Origin of the sequence: Methanobrevibacter millerae, from assembly GCF_001477655.1 — an archaeon.
GTDB classification, from domain to species: Archaea; Methanobacteriota; Methanobacteria; order Methanobacteriales; family Methanobacteriaceae; genus Methanocatella; species Methanocatella millerae_A.
Window position 1 is genome coordinate 2,354,119 of record NZ_CP011266.1, and the last position, 22,130, is coordinate 2,376,248.

23 protein-coding genes and 1 tRNA gene are annotated in these 22,130 nt (G+C 34.1%); 10 read left to right on the plus strand and 14 right to left on the minus strand.

Translation table 11 applies throughout. The features are described 5' to 3' along the window. Positions 1 to 82: 82 nt before the first annotated feature. From SM9_RS12230 to SM9_RS10670, 3 genes are read right to left on the minus strand one after another with little or no spacing between them, the layout of a single operon-like run. The gene (locus SM9_RS12230) at positions 83 to 229 is read right to left on the minus strand and encodes a hypothetical protein (RefSeq protein ID WP_198144379.1); all 147 of its coding nucleotides are present in this window, start codon (positions 227 to 229) and stop codon (positions 83 to 85) included. A gap of 43 nt (positions 230 to 272) precedes the next feature. Next, entirely contained in the window at positions 273 to 1,877 is a 1,605-nt protein-coding gene (gene serB, locus SM9_RS10665; RefSeq protein ID WP_058740119.1) for a phosphoserine phosphatase SerB, read from the minus strand. 12 nt (positions 1,878 to 1,889) lie between these two features. Further along, positions 1,890 to 2,435 carry a TATA-box-binding protein gene (locus SM9_RS10670; protein ID WP_058740120.1) on the minus strand — a complete coding sequence of 182 codons (546 nt, stop codon included), beginning with the start codon at positions 2,433 to 2,435 and terminating at the stop codon, positions 1,890 to 1,892. Positions 2,436 to 2,615: 180 nt separating this feature from the next. Here SM9_RS10670 and cyaB point away from each other — a divergent pair, with 180 nt between their 5' ends. The 5 genes from cyaB to fen are packed head-to-tail and all read left to right on the plus strand — an operon-like array spanning position 2,616 to position 7,207. Further along, positions 2,616 to 3,158: a class IV adenylate cyclase gene (gene cyaB, locus SM9_RS10675; RefSeq protein WP_058740121.1), complete on the plus strand. Its 543-nt coding sequence runs from the start codon at positions 2,616 to 2,618 to the stop codon at positions 3,156 to 3,158. A 51-nt stretch (positions 3,159 to 3,209) separates the two neighbouring features. After that, complete coding sequence (locus tag SM9_RS10680; RefSeq protein ID WP_058740122.1) at positions 3,210 to 4,379, plus strand: homocitrate synthase family protein; 1,170 nt, start codon at positions 3,210 to 3,212, stop codon at positions 4,377 to 4,379. A gap of 9 nt (positions 4,380 to 4,388) precedes the next feature. Continuing rightward, positions 4,389 to 5,645, plus strand: a complete 1,257-nt coding sequence (gene hacA, locus SM9_RS10685; protein WP_058740123.1) for a homoaconitase large subunit — start codon at positions 4,389 to 4,391, stop codon at positions 5,643 to 5,645. A gap of 5 nt (positions 5,646 to 5,650) precedes the next feature. Further along, positions 5,651 to 6,214 (plus strand): chorismate--pyruvate lyase family protein, encoded by a 564-nt coding sequence (locus tag SM9_RS10690; protein WP_058740124.1) that lies wholly within the window; start codon positions 5,651 to 5,653, stop codon positions 6,212 to 6,214. A gap of 9 nt (positions 6,215 to 6,223) precedes the next feature. After that, positions 6,224 to 7,207, plus strand: a complete 984-nt coding sequence (fen, locus tag SM9_RS10695; RefSeq protein ID WP_058740125.1) for a flap endonuclease-1 — start codon at positions 6,224 to 6,226, stop codon at positions 7,205 to 7,207. Here fen and SM9_RS10700 read toward each other — a convergent pair. Both SM9_RS10700 and SM9_RS10705 read right to left on the minus strand, forming a co-directional pair. Further along, entirely contained in the window at positions 7,204 to 7,854 is a 651-nt protein-coding gene (locus SM9_RS10700) for a DUF2119 domain-containing protein (RefSeq protein ID WP_058740126.1), read from the minus strand. The two genes, fen and SM9_RS10700, sit on opposite strands and share 4 nt — an antisense overlap. Before the next feature lie 22 nt (positions 7,855 to 7,876). Then, positions 7,877 to 9,127 (minus strand): adenosylhomocysteinase, encoded by a 1,251-nt coding sequence (locus tag SM9_RS10705; RefSeq protein WP_058740127.1) that lies wholly within the window; start codon positions 9,125 to 9,127, stop codon positions 7,877 to 7,879. Positions 9,128 to 9,292: 165 nt separating this feature from the next. On the opposite strand from SM9_RS10705, the gene SM9_RS10710 reads away from it, so the two are divergent. The 5 genes from SM9_RS10710 to SM9_RS10730 all read left to right on the plus strand — a co-directional run bounded on the left by SM9_RS10710 (position 9,293) and on the right by SM9_RS10730 (position 14,805). After that, positions 9,293 to 9,403 (plus strand) — tRNA-Met (locus SM9_RS10710). 117 nt (positions 9,404 to 9,520) lie between these two features. Continuing rightward, complete coding sequence (locus SM9_RS10715; RefSeq protein ID WP_058740128.1) at positions 9,521 to 10,687, plus strand: aldo/keto reductase; 1,167 nt, start codon at positions 9,521 to 9,523, stop codon at positions 10,685 to 10,687. 9 nt (positions 10,688 to 10,696) lie between these two features. Further along, positions 10,697 to 11,452 (plus strand): HesA/MoeB/ThiF family protein, encoded by a 756-nt coding sequence (locus SM9_RS10720; protein WP_058740129.1) that lies wholly within the window; start codon positions 10,697 to 10,699, stop codon positions 11,450 to 11,452. 228 nt (positions 11,453 to 11,680) lie between these two features. Beyond that, the gene (gene glnA / locus SM9_RS10725; protein WP_058740130.1) at positions 11,681 to 13,036 is read left to right on the plus strand and encodes a type I glutamate--ammonia ligase; all 1,356 of its coding nucleotides are present in this window, start codon (positions 11,681 to 11,683) and stop codon (positions 13,034 to 13,036) included. Between the two features lie 86 nt (positions 13,037 to 13,122). Further along, positions 13,123 to 14,805 (plus strand): DUF128 domain-containing protein, encoded by a 1,683-nt coding sequence (locus tag SM9_RS10730; protein WP_058740131.1) that lies wholly within the window; start codon positions 13,123 to 13,125, stop codon positions 14,803 to 14,805. A 1-nt stretch (position 14,806) separates the two neighbouring features. Here SM9_RS10730 and SM9_RS10735 read toward each other — a convergent pair whose 3' ends face one another. The 9 genes from SM9_RS10735 to SM9_RS10775 form a co-directional block, all read right to left on the minus strand. Then, positions 14,807 to 15,100 carry a DUF2097 domain-containing protein gene (locus SM9_RS10735; protein ID WP_058740132.1) on the minus strand — a complete coding sequence of 98 codons (294 nt, stop codon included), beginning with the start codon at positions 15,098 to 15,100 and terminating at the stop codon, positions 14,807 to 14,809. 96 nt (positions 15,101 to 15,196) lie between these two features. Next, complete coding sequence (locus SM9_RS10740) at positions 15,197 to 15,490, minus strand: DUF2097 domain-containing protein (RefSeq protein ID WP_058740133.1); 294 nt, start codon at positions 15,488 to 15,490, stop codon at positions 15,197 to 15,199. A gap of 43 nt (positions 15,491 to 15,533) precedes the next feature. Beyond that, positions 15,534 to 16,409 carry a formylmethanofuran dehydrogenase subunit C gene (locus SM9_RS10745; RefSeq protein ID WP_058740134.1) on the minus strand — a complete coding sequence of 292 codons (876 nt, stop codon included), beginning with the start codon at positions 16,407 to 16,409 and terminating at the stop codon, positions 15,534 to 15,536. A gap of 5 nt (positions 16,410 to 16,414) precedes the next feature. Further along, a complete protein-coding gene (locus SM9_RS10750) occupies positions 16,415 to 18,127 on the minus strand; it encodes a formylmethanofuran dehydrogenase subunit A (RefSeq protein ID WP_083495932.1) in 1,713 nt (570 codons plus the stop codon). A 7-nt stretch (positions 18,128 to 18,134) separates the two neighbouring features. Next, entirely contained in the window at positions 18,135 to 19,511 is a 1,377-nt protein-coding gene (locus SM9_RS10755; RefSeq protein WP_058740136.1) for a formylmethanofuran dehydrogenase subunit B, read from the minus strand. Then, a complete protein-coding gene (locus SM9_RS10760) occupies positions 19,501 to 20,070 on the minus strand; it encodes a molybdopterin dinucleotide binding domain-containing protein (RefSeq protein ID WP_058740360.1) in 570 nt (189 codons plus the stop codon). Before SM9_RS10760 ends, SM9_RS10755 begins: the two co-directional genes overlap by 11 nt. Before the next feature lie 11 nt (positions 20,071 to 20,081). Next, positions 20,082 to 20,312 carry an ATP-binding protein gene (locus SM9_RS10765; protein WP_058740137.1) on the minus strand — a complete coding sequence of 77 codons (231 nt, stop codon included), beginning with the start codon at positions 20,310 to 20,312 and terminating at the stop codon, positions 20,082 to 20,084. A gap of 8 nt (positions 20,313 to 20,320) precedes the next feature. Then, positions 20,321 to 21,418 (minus strand): tungsten-dependent formylmethanofuran dehydrogenase subunit FwdF, encoded by a 1,098-nt coding sequence (gene fwdF / locus SM9_RS10770; protein WP_058740138.1) that lies wholly within the window; start codon positions 21,416 to 21,418, stop codon positions 20,321 to 20,323. Positions 21,419 to 21,420: 2 nt separating this feature from the next. Further along, the gene (locus tag SM9_RS10775; RefSeq protein ID WP_083495906.1) at positions 21,421 to 21,882 is read right to left on the minus strand and encodes a 4Fe-4S binding protein; all 462 of its coding nucleotides are present in this window, start codon (positions 21,880 to 21,882) and stop codon (positions 21,421 to 21,423) included. Positions 21,883 to 22,130 lie beyond the last annotated feature (248 nt).

Genomic DNA, 22,130 nt, shown 5'->3' on the forward strand with positions numbered 1-22,130 from the left:
GATGCTGTAAAAAAATGTGTATAATTCATCACAAACTATAAAAAATAAATTTAAATAAATATTAAAAAAAGCGTTTACATTACTATAAATCTTCACGATAAAAAGAATAAAACTCAGCACAGTAATCACAGATAGGATATTTACCATTACGATAATATGCCAATTCAGAGTTATTCATGTCAAATTTCTTACCGCATAAAAAACAAGTTTCAATTTTTTCTTCAGACATGTTTAACCTCTTAAAAAAAGTAAAAAAATATAAATTAAAATATTTAATTTATATTATATTTTTGTAAAAGCAAGAGCTCTTCAGTAGATAATTTTCCACCTTGTTTGAATTTTTCAAAGATTTCTTCAGCTCTTTCTTTTTCTTCACGGTTTTTATTAGCACCAGAAGAAGGTTTTTTATCAGATCTTCTTTTTCTAGGTTTACCAGAACCTAATTTCTTGTTAATAACATGAATATCACTTAATACAGCTTTAAATTCTTCATGTTTTGCTGAAGCATTATTACGTGCTTCGATGAATTTTTTATGTGCATCGTCAGCAGCGGTTCTGATATCATCAGTTTTTCTGAAGTAAGTTAACATTTCTTCGTGAGCAGCTTGTGCTTTTTCGGAAAGTGAAATAACTTTTTCATGCTCTTCTTCGGATAATTTTCTTAATTCCTGAGCTTCTTCCTTAACTGATTCATCTTCTTGGATATCCATTAACTGTTTTCTTAAATCATTTGCATTTTTAACAAGTTGATTTTCTTTTTTGATATCTAAAACGCGAGTTTCAATAATTTTATCAATCTTTTTAATTTCATTTTCGATTTTTACTTTGTCACGTTTACCGGAAGACCATTCGAGATTTTTAATTTGATTATTAGCATCGTTACGAGCTTTTTTAGCTTCTTCAACAGCTTTATTAATCTCATTACGTTCGTTTCTGAATTCAATAGCTTTGTTTAAGTTCTCTTTTAATGATGCGTTTAATTCATCACGGATTTTACGTTGTTCTTTAGCTATTTTGTTGAATTCTTCCCTTTCTTCAGCAATTTTAGCGATTTCAGCTTCTTTTTCGTCTTTTTGTTTTCTTACACCTTCCATAGTGTCAGCGAGAACAAATTCAGATTTTGGAAGATCATTTTTAGGTTTTTCAGCTTCAGTTTTTTCTTCTTCTTTAGTTTCTTCAACTTCAGCTTCTTCTACTTCTTCAACTTCATCGTTTTCAACAGCGTCGTTTTCAGTATCATCAGTGGTTATTTGATTAAGAATTTCATCTAAGACTTTAGTTAAGTCTTTTTCATCTACAACAACATCAGCTATTTCTTTTACAGAATCTTTAGCATTGAATGCAATTCCGCAACCAGCTGATTCAATCATGGAAATGTCGTTAGCGCCATCTCCAACTGCAACTACATCCTCTAAAGAAATACCTGCATTTTCGACATGATCATTTAATACATCTAATTTAGTACCAGATACTAAAGGACCAGTCACTTCACCAGTTAATTTACCATCTTCGACTGTGAAACTATTGGTATAGACTGCATCAATACCAAGTTTTTCTTTAATTTTATCAGCCACTACATCAAAACTACCACTAATGATAGCTACATCAATATCTTCGTCTTTTAAACGTGCGATAGTTTCACTAGCACCATCCATCAATGGAAGTTCGTCTGCGACTTTCTCAATATCTTCGATAGAGGTTCCTTCAAGAAGTTGGACTCTGTCTTTAATAGAAGTTTCAAAGTCTATTTCACCTTGCATAGCTTTTTCAGTAATTTCAGCTATTTTATCTTCAACATTTGCTAATTTTCCTATCTCATCTATTGCTTCACCATCAATAATAACATTATCTAAGTCAAATACTACAAGTTTAATCAATAATACCACCAATTATATTAAATCTAGCTCACTTAATCTATCGTAAGCTCTTTCGACGCCTAATTTAGCGTCGCTTTTTGTTTTTGCTCCAGTACAAACAACTTTACCGGAACCAAACAATAATAGCACAACTTTAGGATCAGATAATCTGTATACTAAACCAGGAAATTGTTCAGGTTCATATTCGGTATCCTCAAGTTCTAAAGCTACTGCTTCTAAATTTAATGTGGATTGCAAATTTGCAGATGCCACAATATTTTGAATTTTAATTTCAAATTCGTGAGGAATTTCTGTATCTACTTCCCTCATCAAATCTACAGTTTTCTTGATTGCCAATTTGGAATCATCTATAGATTTTGCTCCAGTACAAACAAGCTTACCAGAGCTGAAGATTAACGCTGCGGTTTTAGGATCTTTAAGTTTGAAAACTAATCCCGGAAACTGTTCACGATTAAAATTAACCCCTTCTAAAGCTTGGGACACATCAGTCAGGACAATGTCCTTGCCAATGCTTGCGGAAGCTACAATGTTTTCTATTTTAATGTCAACATCGGTCAAATTAAAACCTCCAATTAAGTTTTTAAAAGTAGTAAGTAAAAATTAAGAAAACAAAAATTTAAATTTTTACTAATAAAATATTTCATTTAAATAGTATATAAAGTTATGTTTATTTAAATAAAAATATCAAAAATATTAAAATTAAAAAATTTTAAATATTAAATTAATGGGGAAATTGAAATGATAGAAGTTGAAGTTAAAGCAAAAATTAAAAATTTTAAAGATATGGAAAAAAAGTTGGAAAATCTTGGAGCTACAAAAACTAAAAAAGAATTTCAAGAAGATATCTATTTTAACAGTCCAATAGTGGATTTTGCAAATACCGATGAAGCCTTAAGAATAAGAACAACTAAAGAAAATAACGATGAAAATATATTCATAACATATAAAGGACCAAAAATAGATTCCAAAAGCAAAACACGTGAAGAAATTGAAATTGGAATAGAAGATAGTGAAAAGTGCAGCAAGATTTTTCAACATTTGGGATTTACAAAGGTAAGGGCAGTCAAAAAAGACAGACAATACTATTCATACAAAAACTTTGAGATAAGTTTAGATGACATTGAAGGTTTGGACCCGTATATGGAAATAGAAATTGCTCTTGAAGATGGAAATAACCATACAGAAGCTCAAAATAAAATTTTTGATTTATTTTCAAAATTGGGAGTTAATGATGGATTTGAAAGAACATCCTATCTGGAACTTTTAGAAAAATTATATTAATATCAAAAGAAAATACTATAATAATTATAATTATATAAAGAAGTGAGATAATTGCAATATTTTATAAGTCATTACAATAAAGAATGTGAAATAACTTTCCCAGAAGATTTTATAATTTATGATACTACTCTAAGAGATGGAGAACAGACCCCCGGTGTTTGTTTCAGTTTTGAAGAAAAATTAGAAATTGCCCGTAAACTTGACCAATTTAAAATCAACCAAATTGAAGCAGGTTTTCCAATAGTTTCTGAAAGAGAAAGAGAAAGCGTAACTGCAATAGCAAAAGAAGGTTTGGATGCAGATATTCTAGCATTGACCAGAACAAAGCCAGAAGACATAGATGCTGCTCTAGACTGTGATGTAGATGGTATCATTACTTTTGTTGGAACTTCAGACATACATCTAGACCACAAAATGCACATTACACGCCAAGATGCAATCAATTTATGTGAAACTGCAGTTGATTATGCAAAAGACCACGGTTTATATGTTGCATTTTCAGCAGAAGACGCAACAAGAACAGATATTGAATTCTTGAAAAGAATCTATTCAAAAGCCCAGGAATGCGGTGCAGACAGAGTTCATATTGCTGATACCACAGGTGCTATCACCCCACAGGGAATTGATTACTTGGTCAGAGAACTTGTAAAAGATTTAAACATTAATATTGCTCTTCACTGCCACAATGATTTTGGTTTAGCGGTCATTAACTCAATTACCGGAGTGTTGGCTGGAGCAAAAGGTATCTCAACCACAGTCAATGGAATTGGTGAAAGAGCAGGAAATGCTTCACTTGAAGAGTTAATTATGGCTTTAAAAATATTATATGGAAAAGATTTGGGATTCAAAACCAAATACATTACCGAATTATCAAATATCGTATCTCAGGCAAGCGGATTACCAATTCCATACAACAAACCAGTTGTGGGAAACAATGTATTCAGACATGAATCCGGAATTCATGTTGATGCAGTAATTGAAGAGCCTTTATGCTATGAACCATATGTACCTGAATTGGTTGGCCAGAAAAGACAACTTGTTTTAGGAAAGCATTCAGGATGCAGAGCTGTTAGGGCTAAATTAAATGAATGTGAACTTGATGTTAGTGATGAACAACTTATTGAAATTGTAAGACAAGTTAAAAAATCCAGAGAAGAAGGAAAATACATCAACGATCAGGTGTTCAAGGACATAGTTAAAAAAACCAGCAAAAAAGAATAGGTCATGACTATGAATATTACTGAAAAAATCTTATCAAAAAAAGCTGGTCATGAAGTAACCCCAGGCGAAATAATAGAAATTCCAGTTGACCTCGCAATGTCTCATGACGGAACTTCACCGCCAGCAATAAAAACCTTTGAAAAAGTGGCAGATAAGGTATGGAATCCAGAAAAAATTGCAATAATTTTTGACCACAATGTTCCGGCAAATACAATTGGATCTGCAGAATTTCAAAAGGTCTGCCGAGAATTCATAAAAAAGCAGAAAATAAGTAAAAATTATATTCACGGAGAAGGAATATGCCACCAGGTAGTTCCGGAAATGGGATTGGTTGAACCTGGAAAAGTAATAGTTGGTGCTGATTCACATACTTGTACATATGGTGCTTTTGGAGCATTTTCCACAGGTATGGGTGCAACAGATTTAGCAATGGTCTGGGCTACTGGAAAAACATGGTTCATGGTTCCACAAGCCATTAAAATGGAAGTTACTGGAGAATTGAATCCTTACATTGCACCTAAAGATATAATTTTAAACATTATTGGTGAAATAGGAATTGCTGGTGCAACATATAAAACTGCAGAGTTTTGTGGCGACATCATTGAAAACATGGGTGTTGAAGGAAGAGCAACCATGTGTAATATGGCAATTGAAATGGGTGCAAAAAACGGAATAATGGAACCGAATAAAGAAGTGATTGATTACATATGCAAAAGAACTTCTAAAAAAGAAAGTGAACTCAATATCGTGAAATCAGACAAAGATGCTGTTTATGAAAAAGAAATGCATTTTGATGTGACTGACATGGAACCTCAAATCGCATGTCCAAATGATGTAGATAATGTATGCGACATTTCCAAAATTGAGGGAACAGCAATAGACCAATGTTTAATCGGTTCATGTACAAACGGCAGATTATCCGATTTGAAAGATGCATATGAAATCTTGAAAGACCAAAAAATTAACGATAATATTAGATTATTAATATTGCCAGCATCACGTGAAATATACAAACAAGCAATGAACCTAGGATATATTGAAGCATTTATTGATGCTGGAGCTATAATTTGTAATCCCGGATGTGGACCATGTCTTGGAGGACATATGGGAGTATTATCCGAAGGTGAAGTTTGTATATCCACAACAAATAGGAATTTCAAAGGAAGAATGGGGGATCCAAAATCTTCAGTCTACCTTTCAAATTCAAAAGTTGTAGCTGCTTCTGCAATTGAAGGAGTTATAACAAATCCAAAAGATTTGATGTGAATAAAATGCCAATGAATAAAAATGAAGCCAATAAGAGACTTATTGAAAAAATAAATACTGTTGAAGATTCATATCCAAAAAACTTTTCAAACACACAAAAAATACTATTGACAACCGATGGTTCAATAACAGCAATATTAGATGTATTATATGGAAAAATTACACTATCAACACTTGAACAACATTTTGAAGATGCAACAGAAGAAACTGCAAAATTAATTAATGCAGAAGCTGGGGATTTGATTAATTTTAGGGAAGTTATAATGCATAAAGATGATGAAAATCTAATCTATGCAATATCTTATATCCCACTAAAAAGATTGACTGATGAAATATGCTCTGACCTTGTTAGAGCAGATATACCAATCGGTAGAATTCTTAAAAATTACAATATCGAATCAAGAAGAGAAATTAACAACATATATATTGAAAAACCAAATAAAACACTACAGGAACTATTTAATACAACAGAAGATATGCTAGCAAGAGACTATGCAATCATACATAAAAATGAAATATTAATGTGGATTAAAGAAGTGTTCCCAGTAAGCAAATTTACTAACATATAGGTGGTATTGATGGGTGTAAAACTTAAAGATATAATCGAACCTAAAAAAATAGACTTCAAAGACCTTGAAGGCAGAGCCGTTTCCATAGATGCATTCAATACACTATATCAATTTTTATCAACGATAAGGCAAAGGGACGGGCAGCCATTATGCGATGAAAATGGAAATATAACCTCCCATTTAAGTGGAATTCTATATAGAAATTCATCAATGGTTGAAAAGGGAATAAAGCCAATTTATGTTTTTGATGGAAAAGCACCTGAACTTAAAAGTGACACCCAAACCAAAAGAAGAGAAATAAGGGATGAAGCTGAAAAAATTTATAAAGAAGCCCTAAAAAGTGGAGACACAGAAAAGGCACGAAAATATGCAATGAGATCTTCAAAATTATCCCCAGAAATTATTGAATCATCCAAAAGATTATTGACTTTAATGGGAATACCATATGTTGAAGCAAAAGGGGAAGGAGAAGCCCAAGCAGCATATCTTGTTGAAAAAGGTGATGCGTATGCTGTAGCTTCACAAGATTATGACTGTTTATTATTCGGAGCAAAAAGAGTTGTAAGAAATCTTGCAGTTAATTCAAACTTGGGAAATCTGGAATACTATGAGTTAAGACATGTATTGCACGAATTGAATATTACTCGTGAAGAGTTAATTGAAATGGGAATACTGATTGGAACCGATTTCTGTGATGGCCTAAAAGGAGTAGGTGCTAAAACTGCACTGAAGTTAGCTAAAAAAGATCAACTTCAGGAAAAACTAGATGAACTTCAAAAAGAAAGTTCACATGATTTGAATGAAGTAAAAGACATATTTTTAAACCATAATGTAAATACTGACTATAAAATCAAATGGAACAAGCCAGATAAAGAAGGACTTGTTGAATTTTTATGTTATGAACATGGATTTTCGGAAAGCCGTGTTGTAAAAGCTTCAGATAAGCTTAAAAATTTAAGTTCATCACAGGGAAGCCTTGACGCATGGTTTTAATAAGGAGGAAAATCCTCCCCAAATACTTTTTTTGCATAATTCATAGCCAACTTAACTTGAGTTTTATACTTTTTCATCATTGCATATTCAAAGTCCATCCTAGTTTCACACTTAGTAATTAGCCTAAGCAAATCCATATATCTCTCGATTGCCAAATCCATATCAAAATCGTATTTTTTCATTATTTCAGGAGTCAACTTTTCAATGCATGGAAACTCCAAAGTTTTGCAAACGGTATCTGTTGAAAAATAAGTCATTCTAATCAATGGTGAAACAGATGATACCAAAACATGATTTCCCGCAGGAATCAATGGAGGAACACCAGTTCGTTTATAGCGATCCATTGATGTCAATTTATCATAATGGCTTAAATCAAAGCAATGAAGTTCTGTATAAAAATCCGGCTCAAAATAGTTAATTAACTTTAAAATCCTTTGACCCAAATCCGATTCATAATATTCCTTTTTAATTGTGGACATATACTTTGTTTTATCAAAATTATAAAAATAAAACTGACCAGAGGACAAATCTTCTTGTTTGAGTTTTTTAATAAATTTTATAGAGGTTTTTCCCTCGTTTCCATGTACTCCACCTAAAAAAAGTTTAGTGGGACCTTTACCATTATCAATATATTTAAAAAAAGACATGAAAAATAAAAAATGGAAGGAATTATGTTCCTTCTTGCCAGTTCGCCATGTAAGCTTTTTGTTTATCTGTTAATGAGTCGATTTCAATGCCCATTGCTTGTAATTTTAAACTTGCAACATTGTAGTCAATTTCATCAGGTGCTTTGGTTACACCGACAGGCAAATCGTTTTCGAGAATGTGTTTTGCGGATAATGCTTGTACTGCAAAACTCATGTCCATGATTTCAGCAGGGTGTCCTTGTCCGCGTGCTGCTGATAAGTTTACTAAACGACCATCAGCTAAAAGATAAATTTTACGTCCGTCTTTGGTTGTGAATTCTTCGATACTTTCTCTTACTTCTTTAACTTCGGTTGAGATTGCTTCGAGGTCTGGTCTGTTGATTTCCACGTTGAAGTGTCCGGAGTTTGCAAGCATACATCCGTCTTTCATGTATTTGAAGTCGTCACCGCAGATGATATCAGCATTACCGGTTACAGTTATGATTAAGTCTGCTTGTTTTACTGCTTCGCGGATTGTCATTACTCTGTATCCGTCCATTCTTGCTTCTAATGCTCTGATTGGATCAACTTCTGTTACGATTACATCAGCACCTAAACCTGCTGCACGTAAAGCTAATCCTCTTCCACACCATCCGTATCCGCAGACTACGACGGTTTTTCCTGCAATTACCATGTTGGTGGTTCCCATTATTGCATCAAAACTTGATTGGCCAGTTCCGTAACGGTTATCGAATAAGTATTTGGTGTATGCATCGTTTACTGCGATTACTGGGAATTTTAATGCTCCGTCTGCATGCATTGCTTGTAATCTGTGCACACCAGTTGTGGTTTCTTCACATGCGCCTTTAATGTGGCTTAACAATTCTGTTCTTTCGTTGTGAAGTACCATAATCATGTCTGCTCCGTCATCGATGATTATGTCAGGTTTGTGATCAAGTACCATATTAATGGTTTGGTAATATTCTTCGTCGTCTTGTTCTCTCCAACCATAAACGTTTAAACCTAAATCTGCAGCTCCAGCCACAGCATCATCATGAGTGGATAATGGGTTGCATCCAGTCATTGCGACTTCAGCTCCACCAGCCATTAAAGTTAAACCTAAATTAATTGTTTTAGGTTCTAAATGTAAACATGATCCAATAGTAATTCCTTTGAAAGGTTGAGTTTCTAAATATTCTTCTTTAATGTGTTCTAAAACAGGCATGTGTTTTTGAACCCATTCAATTTTTCTGACACCCTCTGGTGCAAGAGACATATCCTTAACTTTACTCATAAAATATCTCCATATAATTTTTATACATTAATAAATGTGTATATCCTTTTAAATATATGTTACCATTAAATTAAAAAAATTGAAAAATTGAAAAAACAAGCAAAAATGTTGTAAAAAAGGAAAACTTTAAATGTAACATTGAACTAATATATGTATGTTATTTATGCCGGGGTGGCTCAGCTGGTTAGAGCGCACGGCTCATAGGGTATAAAAAGCAGTGCTCTGACTAATACCTGGGATACCGTGAGGCCACGGGTTCGAATCCCGTTCCCGGCATCTTAAATCCCAGGTATACATTTTTAAAAACTTTTTTTATTAATTTCAATTTAAAAACATATATTTTATATACTTATTTTAAAAAAAATATCCTTGTTAAGCTAATGAGGGTATGAAATGTTATATAATGAACTTGGAAAAAGCGGACTTAAAGTTTCAAGATTAGGTTTTGGAACTATGAGACTGCCGACAGTAAACTCCAATGCAGACATTGATGAAGTTGAAGCTACTAAAATGCTCAAATATGGAATAGAAAATGGAATCAACTTAATTGACACCGCATATCCTTACCACAGTAAGGAGCTGGACGGTAACGGTAACAGTGAAAAATTCATTGGTAAATTTTTAAAGGAAAACAGTTATAGGGATGAAATAATACTTTCCACAAAGTCTCCATCATGGCTGATGGAAGAAAAATCTGATTTTGATAAATATCTTGACATACAACTGGAAAAATTACAGACGGATTATATTGATATATACCTGCTTCATTCCTTGACTGAACCAGATTGGTTTAAGGTTAAAGATTTGGATGTTTTAGACTTTTTAGATGACTGTCTCAGCAGCGGTAAGGTAAAGCATGTAGGGTTCTCATCCCATATTGAAGTAGATTACCTAATTGAAATTTTAGACGAATATCCCAAATGGGAAGTTGTCCTAACCCAAATGAACTATCTGGATGAATATTACCAATCAGGAATTATGGGACTTGACTATCTAAAACAGATAAATGTTGGAAGCATGATTATGGAACCTCTTCGTGGAGGAAGACTGGTCAATAATATCCCGGCAGAAGTTCAAAAATTATGGGATATGGCAGAAGTTAAAAGAACCCCTGTAGAATGGGCTTTGCAATACTTATGGAACAGGGACGATGCTGATTGTGTTTTAAGTGGTATGACTAGCTTGGAGCAAGTTAAAGACAATATCAGAATTGCTTCAACAGAAGACATCATCAGTGAAAACGATCAGGAATTAATAAGAGAAGTTGCAAGAACATACAGGACATTTTTAGGAAACAGATGTACAAGATGCGGATACTGTATGCCTTGTCCACATGGTGTTGATATCATAAACTGCTTAACCGAATACAATATTGCACATATGATGAATGATCCAAAGGCCAGTGCAATGCAGTATTTCTCATTGATTGATGATGATTCAAGAGCAGACAGCTGCATTGACTGTAAGGAGTGTATTCCATTTTGTACTCAAATGTTAGATATTCCAAAAGAACTGCAAAAGGTATATGAGTACTTCGGCAGTGAATTTGATCATTTTTAAGGTGAAAATATGCCAACAAGATATATAGGTGACGGATACTGGGAAATAGCTTCACGTCAAATGAGTATTGTTACAAGAAGCGAACAGCAAAGATTCAAAGATGCTAAAATTTCTGTTATTGGCTGTGGAGGTATTGGAGGTCAAAGCATCGAAATGTTAGCGAGAATGGGTATTGGTGAACTTATTGTTGTTGATGAAGATGCATTTGACATTTCAAATCTTAACAGGCAAACATTAGCAAACTTATCTGAAGTCGGATTGGACAAAAGTGCAGTTGCAGCCGAAAAAGTTCGTTTAATAAACCCATACGTTAAGATTACAAGTTACAGTGAACATGTGGATGAAACTAATATTGATAAGATTATTTCAGATTCAGATATAGTTATTGATGCTCTGGACAATGTCTTAACAAGAGTAATCGTTTCAAGAAAAGCAAAAGAAAAAGGAATTCCATATATTCACGGCGCAATTCACGGAACATTAGGCCAATTAACAACATTTTTACCAGACGGCGAAAGAACTTATGAAGAAATGTTTAATTTGCCGTCAAAAGGAAAAGAGCTTACACCAGAAGTTTTGGATGAACTTTCAAATGTTACATCAGGAGTTCCGCCAGTCATTGGCCCAACACCAAATTTAATCGGATGCCTTCAAGGGATGGAAGCCTTTAAAATTATTACAGGAGTGGGGAAAGTTACTGCTGCACCGGAAATATTAACTTTTGACCTGTTGAATCTTAATTCATTTTCAATAGAAGAAATTTAAACATACCCCACATTTTCTTATTTTTTTACAATTAATTTTAAACAAAATAATAATATATAATTTTAATTCTAAACAAAAAATAGTATAATTGAAATAATCTTACAGATTATTATACTATAAAATATAAAATAATTAATATCTTTTCAAAAGATTTATATAACATAAAATGGAAAAATTTTTTTATATAGGAATATATTTTCCGATTAATAAAGTTTCGGAGTAGATTTAATGAGTGACATCAGTGAAGAAAAAATCCAACTAATAACAGAACAAATGAAAGAGGACAACATCAAATTTATTCGTTTACAATTCGTAGATATCAATGGAACAGTTAAAAATATTGTTATTCCATTTAATGGAGAAGATATGGCCGAATTATTCAATGAAGGAATGTTATTTGATGGTTCATCTATTGCCGGATTTGTAGGAATAAATGATAGTGATTTAGTCTTAAAACCAGATATTGATACATATTCAAGATTATCCTGGAGGCCTGAAGAATCCGCAACATGCAGATTTATCTGTGACGTATGGACTCCTGAGAAAAAACCGTTTGCAGGAGACCCTAGAGGAGTGCTTAAAAAATCATTATCCCATATTGCTGAAATGGGTTTAAAATACAACATAGGACCTGAACCAGAATTTTTCATTGTAGACATTGATGAAAACGGATATCCGATGCCATACGACCAAGCAGGATACTTTGATGTTGAGCCTTTAGACAAAGGACCTGACTTCAGAAGAGAGTTAACATTGAATTTGGAAGAGCTGGATTTTGAAGTTGAAGCATCCCACCACGAGGTAGCACCTGGTCAAAACGAAATTGCTTTCAAATTCAAAGACGCTTTGAAAACAGCAGATGCTGTAATTACATTCAAACAAGCAATAAAAGCTATCGTAGATAATATGGCTACATTTGACCAGATGGATTACAGAGTAACATTCATGCCTAAACCATTCTTTGGAGTGAGCGGTAGTGGAATGCACTGTCACCAATCCGTATTCAAAGGAGACAGAAACTTATTTTCAGACCCTAATTCAGAAACAGGCCTTTCAAAAGATGCAATGCATTTTATGGGAGGATTACTGAAACATGCCCCAGCAATTACTGCAATCACCAACCCAATCGTAAACTCATACAAACGTCTGGTACCTGGTTATGAAGCACCAGTATACAGAGCATATGGTTTTAAAAATAGATCAACATTAATAAGAATTCCTGCAGCTCGTGGAAAAGCTACACGTATTGAATACAGAGCTCCAGACCCAGCATGTAACCCATACCTCGCATTTGCAGTAATGCTAGAAGCAGGAGTGGACGGAATCGTTAATAAAATTGACCCTGGAGAACCTACTGAAATCAACATTTATGAATTAAATGAAGAGGAAAGAGAATCAATGGGAATTAAAGTATTGCCAACTAGTTTATGGGAAGCATACCATTCCCTTGAAGAAGACCCACTCATATTAAATGCTTTAGGAAGCCATGTAAGTGAAAAATTCCTAGAACTCAAATATAAAGAATGGGACGAATACAGAGTACAGGTATTCGGATATGAACAAAGAAAATATTTAGATATTTAAATCTAAATATTATTTTTATTTTTAAATATGATGATTTTTAACAAGTTAAAAATGATTATATTTGATTTTTATTTAGGAGCTACTTCATGTCAGAATCAGAACGCCGAATGATTGAAATTTTAAGAATTTTAAACAAACAGAACAAACCTACAGGCTCTAAATTAATAGCTGACGAATTAAAGGAAAAGGGTTTTAATTTAGGTGAACGTGCCGTAAGATACCACATGCAGATATTGGATGAAAAGGGCTATACTGAAAGAATGGGTTATTCTGGACGTCGCATTACAGATTTGGGGCGTGAAAAGCTAGAAAAAGGATTGGTTTATGATCAAGTAGATTTCATTTATTCAAAATTTGAAGAATTGATATATTTAACTGACTTCAACTATATGAACAAAAAAGGAAATGTTGTTGTCAATAGCTCAACCATATATAACGAAGAAAGCTACAATATACTCAAAGATATTATTGCAAGTGGCCTTTCTGTAAGCCCTTACGTCAATATAAATGAGGTCAAAAGTACAGGCAACATGGAACTAAAAACCATATGTGGAACAACAATTGATGGAATATTATTGAATGAAGGTATTGCATCCCAACCAGTATATGGAGGAATAGTTCAAATCGAAGATAATCATCCAATTTCATTCAATGAACTGATTTCCTATAAAAAAACTTCAGTAACGCCATTGGATGCATTCATAGCTCCAAAAATGACATCAGTATTGGATGTTATAAATGAAGGAAGCGGACATATTCCGGCAAACTTCAGATTGATACCAAGTGTTGCCAAAGAAAAAACAATGCAAATACTATCCAAACTAAAAAAGCTTGGTATAGGCGGAATACTTGCAATTTCTGATGATGGAGAAAACATTTTGGGATTGCCTGTCGATAAGGGAATGATGGGTATTGCAATAATAGGGGGAATAACTCCATTTTGTGCAATACAAGAATTAGGCTATGACATTGATATTAAAATAGGCGAACAGCTAGAAAACTTTGACAAATTAAAGCCTATCACCCACAATATAAACTATAATCTGAAAGGAATTTCTAAAAATAAAGAATCAAACATTCAGTTTATACTTTCAAAGTCATGGAACCTAATCCAACAGGTCGATTTGGATATTGAAAAGCAAAACGGAAATATAATAGCAAACATTTCTTATGTTAACAAGGACGATTTGGACGAAGCAATGAAAGTGATGGAAGAAAGTTATGAGAAAAACATGAAATACTTGAATCCACACTACCAAATCATATCCCACCCGGAAGATGACAAAAAAGTGGGAATTGCCACAGTATGCAGCTTAAGCATTGATGGACTATTAATCAAAAACGGAATCAAATCCACACCAAAATATGGAGGTTTACTTGAACTAACCGAACCGCCATTATTTATTGATTTAATTTCCTATACAGGTTCAACTATTGACCCTCACAAAATTTTCATTGCAAAGGATATGACTGCTATAACAACAGAAATGGGTCCTAAAAGAGTCCTTGCAAGTATAAAAGAAATACCTTATGTATCAAGAGACTACAGTGTTTACTTCCTCGACAAATTATCAACATTAGGATTTCCAATCTATAAAATAGGCAAACCTAGAGAATTGACATATAATGCAAAAGCAGAAAACTATAACTTTGGTGTTGTAACCGGAAGCGGCCTTAATACGATTGCAGCCATCAAAGAAAAAGGAATAAATATCGAAGTAAAAGCAGATACAAAATTATTACCGTTTGAAAATATGGATAGACTGTAGATTAAACTACAGTTACTTCCACAATTTCACCATCATCCTGAGGAGTATGGGTAAATTCAATCAAATCCTCCTTTATTTCAAGGACATCAATTTCAATTGTAGGATCAAGATGTGTCTGGTCAAGAGACATCAGCATTTTAAACCCCGGTTTTCCAAAATACTCTGAAAAATCCATATTCAATATTTCGCCTTCAGCAAAAATTCTATTATACGAAATTTCAAGATTATCATGAATTTTTACATTTTCTTTTAAGTAATTTACAGCTTCATCTACAGATAATGATAATTCTTTCATAGAATTCACCTCTTACTTATAGTTATATTTCATGATATATATAATTGTTCGTAAGATATAAAACAAAATTAAAAATTAATAAAAAAAAGAGTTATTTTAGAAATCAATTTCAATAATAACTTCTTTATCACCAGAAATATGATTCATTTCTAATAAATCATCATAAATCTCTTTAAAATCAATTTCAACAGCCTGGTTTAATATTTCACCATTTAATTGTAAATTAACTCTGAGTCCTTCGCCAGTTTCTTCATCCTCTTCAAGAACACTTAAAACTTCACCCGGAGCAAAAATACGATTGTAAGAAATTTCTAAAGTATCGCCTACTTTTACATTGTTTCTAACATATTCTATTGCATCATCAACACTCATTAAAAGCTCTTCTGCCATATAACCACCTTACAATCAAAAAATAAAAAAAGAGAGAAAGGAATTATAAATTCCTGTATTCTCTGATTGAAGTATATTCGTCGTCTAATTCTCCGTAAGTAGATAATTTTTCTTTGTTTGCTTCAGCATCTAAGTATAAATTACCTTTACCGTTAAGACCAATATCTCCAGTATATTTAATGTATTTACCTGGGAATACAACACCACTGTCTTCAGGGTCTTCTACGATACCTTCAAGAACAAATCCTTCAAGTAATCTTCCTAAGAATCCGTGAATAACGATGGTACCGTTTTTCATTTGTCCACCAGGCCAACGGTTTACATCACCGTCAATTTCAATAATACCTTTGGTCATGTGAATACCAGCTAAGATATCACAGTTACCTTTAACGTGGATTTTACCACCAGTTAAACATTCACCACATTGTTTACCAGCGTTACCGCCAACAACGATTTCTCCACCAGTCATACCTCTCCATTCACCAATGTAAGAAGCACCAGTGAATTCTTTGGTATTACCAGTGATTTCAAGGTAACCGCCAGACATTTCTCTTCCAGCGTGAGCAGCTGCATCACCATTAACGAGAATGGATCCGCCACTCATTTCAGCACCTACGTGAAGGTCGACACTGCTGTTACAGACAATGTCACCAGCACTCATTTTACAACCAATGTATTTAACTCTGTTTAAGTCCCCGTTAAGAATCATTTTAACATCAGCAGGTCCTTCAGCTTCACCTTCAACAGTGATGTCGAAGAAGTCTGTGATTGGGAATCTTGAGTTTCCAATAGGAACTTCATATTTTGCGAAATCAGCTTCAGTCCAGGAGTAAATTTCATCCGGAATTAATTCATCGAATTCTAAAGCGATTGAAGAAGTTTTTATTTGATCAAATGTAATTGTTTTCAAACTAAACACCCCATTTATTTTTCAACATCTACTCTAATTGGGTTAGATACATAATGGTCGTGTACTGGATAGTTTTCCCATTTTACTGAGTAGTATTGGGTGAAGAACGGCATGATATCGTCGATAACTTTTTGTTCTTGTGCTTCGTATCCTTTTACGTTAACCCAAATGTTTTGACTTTCTTTAACTTTAACAATTTCTTTGTCTTTTACTAAGATTTGACCATCTTTAATAGTGTAGTCAGCAACATTGAAACCTTTTTCGATTTCAGCATATTGTCTGGATGGATCAATATCATTAGGATTTATGTCATATACAGCAATATCTGCTCTGTAACCAGGAGTGAGTTCTCCTCTGTCTTCAAATCCGTAGATTTTAGCAGGTCCAGCTCTTGAGATAACTGCAATGTCGTAGAAATCGTATTCTCTGTCAAGAGTAGGTAAGGTTGTTCTTTTTTCTACCCATTTGTGAACTTCTCTGTTTTCAATCATTTCAGTTCTTCTTTGGTTACTCATTAACCAAGAGATGATTCTAGGATATCTAGTGAAAGGTCCAGCGTTAGGGTGGTCAGTGGTTAAACATACTTTCCATGGGTCGTCTATGTGTAAGAACAATTCAAGACCAATAGCCCATTGTAAAGAGTTAACAGGGCTTTTACCTGAGTAAATACATGGAATGATACCTGCTGCAGTTTCACATTCAATATCTTTGTTGGTCCATTTTAAACCAGATAATTTGAATAAGTCGTATTCCATTGGTGCGTCTGCAGTCATGGTAGTAGTTTCATCTAAAGTTACTTGACCTACATCACATGTAACATGGTCGTTTTTGTTAATGTATTTAGCAATTTCTTCTGCACCTGATGCAGCATCTCTCCAACTGTTTCCAGTGTATGCGTGGAATTGGAGGTGGCATAAGTGCATAATTTGATCCCTGATAGTTGCTTTAGAACTTTTCTTAATGTTTTTAACAGCATCCATAGTTTCAATGGTTGTTGGAACATTACCTGGGTGTCCTAAATCGTTAGGGTGAATGTGTATAGAGTGAGGTAAGTTTAACATTTCGTTAGCTTTAGCTAAAGCTTGGATAACTTCTTTGGAAGTTACATCGAAGTATGGTGCTTTATCGTTTACACCATGTACGTTCATACCCCATCCCCATGCTTCACTACCACATGGGTTTACGATTTTAATTCCGTAACCTTTTGAGATTTTTAACCATGCAGAAATAAATGCGGATAAGTCTTCAATATTATTTTCTTTTGCATATTCCATTACAAACCAGTTGTTACCGAATAATGGCATAGCTGGAATATCTATGTTAGGAATAGTTGCGATTTCTTCGTGAGTGTGTTTTGCTTCAAGAGGAGGCATAGCTGCTTCTACAACAGTACCGTAACCTAATCTTGAGTATCTGTAACCGGTTGCAGGACAACTTGGGATAGAGAAACCAGATTCGGATCTTAATACTTTAGTTTTTTGAGTAACACCTCTTCTGGAATCTTCAGGTCTGTATAATCTTCCAACTACTAATTTTGGACCTGCAACGTGAGCGTGAGGGTCAACACCTGCTGGCATGACTATTTTATCGGTAACGTCTAAGACTTTTGCATCGGAAGAAACTTCGTCTACAATAATTCCGTCTTTGAACATGACATCTTTTTTCTCCCCGTTAATTTCATTAGCTGGGTCGTAGACAATACCATTTTTAAGAATATATTCCATTATATCACCTTTAGAGTGCGTTTGGATTTGGCACATATTTTGGAGCTACGTTTGGCTCTTCTCTGAGTTTCATTACTCTTTCTTTCAATTCACGGACAATCCATTCGTCATCACGACAGGTTTCTGGTTTGTCGATAGCTTTTTTCATGAAAATAGGAACTCCATCCATACGATAACTGGTACCAGCACATTCTACACCGATGAATGAACCTGGTAATACAACATCTGCGAGTTCGGTAGATGGTCCCCAGTGAATATCGATTTGAATAACAGGAATGTTAGCTAAGTGTTGGTTTGCTCCATTAGGGAAGTGAGCACCAGGGTCAGCTGCAATAACCATGAAACAATCTGGTTCTTTCCTTACTAATAAATCGATAGTGTTGGTTTCTCCTAACATGTATCTAGGATATCCTCTACAGTAGTCAACACCGAAAGCGAAACCACATTCGAATGCCATGAAAATGTTGAAACCGTTTACGTTAAAGTGTCCTCTCATTGGAGTAAGACCCCATTTACTGTATTTGTTTAAGTCTTGAACCATTTTAATAGCAATATCGATGTTTCTTTGTTTGGATAATGTGTGAGTTAATCCTAAACCGAAGAATAAAACACCAAATTCAGCACTTTTCATTTCTTCAGCTAATTCGTAAATGTCTTCTTTAGGAATTCCAGAGATAACATCTTGGTATAATTCTTTTCCTCTTAATACAGCCCTAATAGCGTTGTAGAAACCGTAGTCACCGTTTTGTTCGAATCCAATCCATTTGTCAGAACATTTTGCAGTGTCTGAGAATTTTGGATCCATGGTGATAACAGTTCTGTCGAATCTTCCTCTTTGTCTGAAGTATCCACGACAGAATACAGCGTATCTTGCCATATGTCTTGGGTGAGAGTTCATTGCGTTACTTCCGGAGTAAGCAATTACGTCTGCTCTGTTTTGTACTTCTCCTAAAGTTTGGATAGGGTAACCTGCGTTTTGTACCGCTTGTAGGGAAGGACCGTGACAGATAGTTGCTTGGTTATCTAATACTGCACCAATATATTCACCTAAAGCTACTCCTTCTTTCATACATTCAGTTGAAGTTTCGGACCAACCGTAGAATACTGGTCTTACTGAGTTTGCAATGTATTCAGCAGCTTTATCTAAAGCAGTATCCCAATCTACTTCCATAAGTTCTCCATTTTCATCCCTAATCATTGGAACAAGTAATCTTTGGTCCATATCTTCCATGATTTTACTTGCACCGAGTCTGCATGCGTGTCTTACAGCAACTACATGATTGTCTTTTACTAAGTAATCTAAATCATCACAGTTACATCCACAAAATGCACAGGTACAATTTTCTACAATGTAATCGTAATCAGTTACAGGTGGTTCATAAGTCATGATCAATCAACTCCTCCCATTTACGTCCTTTGTAAACTGGTAATTCTCCTAATGATTCCATGTTTTCAACAGTGTCATCATCAGTTTCGTCAACATATTTTTTGTATACCCATCTCATTAAGTCTGCCATGAGTAATACTTTTCTGTCTGTTTTTTCAACAGTACATTTAATTCCTTTGTATGTAGGGTCAGAACAGCAGTAAGTGTCGTGACTTACAACAGTGTTAGCCCAAGGTCCTTTACAAATAAATACAGTACCTTCGTGAGGTGCGTCTCTTGATACAGCACAGTTTACAACAACTTCACCAAAGTCAGTTTTTACTAAAACGGTATCCCAGTTGTTTACACCTAATTTTGCCATATCTCTTGGATCCATATAACAGGTTCCTGAAGCATTTTTATATTCTTCTTTTAAAGTAGAACCTCTTTTCTTACATGCACCCTGATAGATGTCAGATCCAGTGTTTAACATACATTTGAGTACATCTGTATTTCCTTCACCTGTAATTTTTACATCAGGTACTACTGGTTTTTCTAAATAAGTATTAGCGTAATGCACAATTATTCCCCCTATTCTAACCATATAGCATTTACTGGGCAAAACATTTGACAGGTTCCACATAATTCACATTTATCTGGACTGAAAAGTTTAATAAACCCATTTTCTACCATGATAACTACTTCTTCAGTTTTAGCACCATTACCACCAGCATTTTCTGGGCTAATAGCTGCGTTAACAGGACAAGCAATTACACAAATTCCGCATCCTAAACAATTATCTTGATTTACTTTAAGTTCCATCGAATCACCTAGTCTTTAATTGCATTTAAAGCATCTGTCCAAGTTGCTGAATTGGTTGGAGTGTGATCAATATCAGTTCTTTTTACAGTTATTGCACCGTTAGGACATGCTTTTGCACATGCTTTACATTTGATACAGTAATCAGGTTGTGCAACAATGTGATCTAATCTTGAACCTGGACCAGTTGAAACTGGGAATGCTAATGCATTACATTTACAAATATCTACACAAGCACCACATGCTTGACATTTTTCTTGGTCAACTTCAATTGTACCTTCAAATGGTTTTTTAGCTTTAGCTGCATCAGTTGGGCAGACTCCTTCACACCATCCGCAGTAAACACAGAGTTCACTGTCAATGACTGAGTTACCTTTAACAACAGCTTTTGAAAGGTCAATATCGTATTCACCGTATGAACAAATTCTACATAATGCTTTGATAGCGTTAGTAGGACATGCTTTTTTACATACTAAACAGTAAACACATTTGTCGGTGTTGATTTCGATAGATTCTTTACCAGTTTCTTTATCAACAATAATTGCTTCTGCAGGACATAATTCTTCACATACACCACAGTAAATACAATCATCATCATTTACTTCAATTTCACCGGTTACTAAATCAGCACGGTCTGGTAATGTTCTGTCAATTACGATAGCATCACGTGGACATGCAATTTCACATCTTTTACAATAGACACATTCGTCATCGTCGATTTCTGAAAATGCGTTGTAGTGAGGATATGCTTCAATTTCTCTGATTGGTACTCCATCAATAGTTAATACTAATGCGTCAACAGGACATAATCCGCTACACATACCACATAATACACATTTGTCTTCATTAATACTAATTCTTTGAACATCAAATTCGTCATGGAAATTCTGTGCGATTTTTTCATGACCACTGAAGTAGACATTATTAGCTACTTGAACACGAGAGTCAATAGCAATCTCATTCAATGTAATTGCGCCAACAGGACAAGTAGACTCACAAATTCCACATCCGATACAGACATGATCTTTGAAAGATAAATTTCTTACTTCCTCCGCTGACCTTGTAATGTCAAAGTTATTGTCATTAACTTCTTTCAAATTTCTTATCATTATTAAATCTCCAAAATTTTAATTGAATCAGTTGGGCACTCATCTTTACATAGCTGACAACCACAACACAGTACGGAGTTTGTATGTGCTTTTAATGATTCTAATTTAATAGCTTTCATAGAACACACATTTACACATAAGCCGCAACCAATACAGGAATCTTCAATAATTGCTTCATAGTTCTTCTCTCGGCAAATATTCACAATTTTTCGACTCTGTTCTGGTTCATCAAATACCGCATTGGTCATTATTAAAAAATCCCTGGGAGTTAATTCAGTAATAGTTCTTGCAACATCAATTGAATTCCAGGACAAGTTCCTGCCGTTCAAATAATGTGATACAGTAGATCTATCAATGCCTAACTCATCAGCAATTGCCTGGTGACTTTCACCTGCTTCTTTTAATTTAACCGCAGCGAGATATTTCAGACCAGATGCAATATGCTTTGGCATTTGAACCACCATGTGTAATGATAACACATATGTTCATCTATATAAATATACTTGCCTACTAGATTAAAGTCGAAATACTTAAATATAACTGTGGGAATACTACACTTTTTAAAAATCAAATATTTATTAAATTAAATTAAAAATTATAAGACAAAATAAAAATAATTAATTTTTTAAAATCAAAAATAATAATCATTTATAAAATGAATAATTAAATTTAAAGTCAATAATTTTAAATAATTACTCATTTTTGAAAAAAA

Excerpts from the sequence above, each read along its gene's own strand:
- SM9_RS12230 (WP_198144379.1), bottom strand. The coding sequence starts at position 229 with ATGTCTGAAGAAAAAATTGAAACTTGTTTTTTATGCGGTAAGAAATTT.
- cyaB (WP_058740121.1), top strand. The coding sequence starts at position 2,616 with ATGATAGAAGTTGAAGTTAAAGCAAAAATTAAAAATTTTAAAGATATG.
- hacA (WP_058740123.1), top strand. The coding sequence starts at position 4,389 with ATGAATATTACTGAAAAAATCTTATCAAAAAAAGCTGGTCATGAAGTA.
- SM9_RS10690 (WP_058740124.1), top strand. The coding sequence starts at position 5,651 with ATGCCAATGAATAAAAATGAAGCCAATAAGAGACTTATTGAAAAAATA.
- fen (WP_058740125.1), top strand. The coding sequence starts at position 6,224 with ATGGGTGTAAAACTTAAAGATATAATCGAACCTAAAAAAATAGACTTC.
- SM9_RS10700 (WP_058740126.1), bottom strand. The coding sequence starts at position 7,854 with ATGTCTTTTTTTAAATATATTGATAATGGTAAAGGTCCCACTAAACTT.
- SM9_RS10705 (WP_058740127.1), bottom strand. The coding sequence starts at position 9,127 with ATGAGTAAAGTTAAGGATATGTCTCTTGCACCAGAGGGTGTCAGAAAA.
- SM9_RS10715 (WP_058740128.1), top strand. The coding sequence starts at position 9,521 with ATGTTATATAATGAACTTGGAAAAAGCGGACTTAAAGTTTCAAGATTA.
- SM9_RS10720 (WP_058740129.1), top strand. The coding sequence starts at position 10,697 with ATGCCAACAAGATATATAGGTGACGGATACTGGGAAATAGCTTCACGT.
- glnA (WP_058740130.1), top strand. The coding sequence starts at position 11,681 with ATGAGTGACATCAGTGAAGAAAAAATCCAACTAATAACAGAACAAATG.
- SM9_RS10730 (WP_058740131.1), top strand. The coding sequence starts at position 13,123 with ATGTCAGAATCAGAACGCCGAATGATTGAAATTTTAAGAATTTTAAAC.
- SM9_RS10735 (WP_058740132.1), bottom strand. The coding sequence starts at position 15,100 with ATGAAAGAATTATCATTATCTGTAGATGAAGCTGTAAATTACTTAAAA.
- SM9_RS10740 (WP_058740133.1), bottom strand. The coding sequence starts at position 15,490 with ATGGCAGAAGAGCTTTTAATGAGTGTTGATGATGCAATAGAATATGTT.
- SM9_RS10755 (WP_058740136.1), bottom strand. The coding sequence starts at position 19,511 with ATGACTTATGAACCACCTGTAACTGATTACGATTACATTGTAGAAAAT.
- SM9_RS10765 (WP_058740137.1), bottom strand. The coding sequence starts at position 20,312 with ATGGAACTTAAAGTAAATCAAGATAATTGTTTAGGATGCGGAATTTGT.
- fwdF (WP_058740138.1), bottom strand. The coding sequence starts at position 21,418 with ATGATAAGAAATTTGAAAGAAGTTAATGACAATAACTTTGACATTACA.
- SM9_RS10775 (WP_083495906.1), bottom strand. The coding sequence starts at position 21,882 with ATGGTGGTTCAAATGCCAAAGCATATTGCATCTGGTCTGAAATATCTC.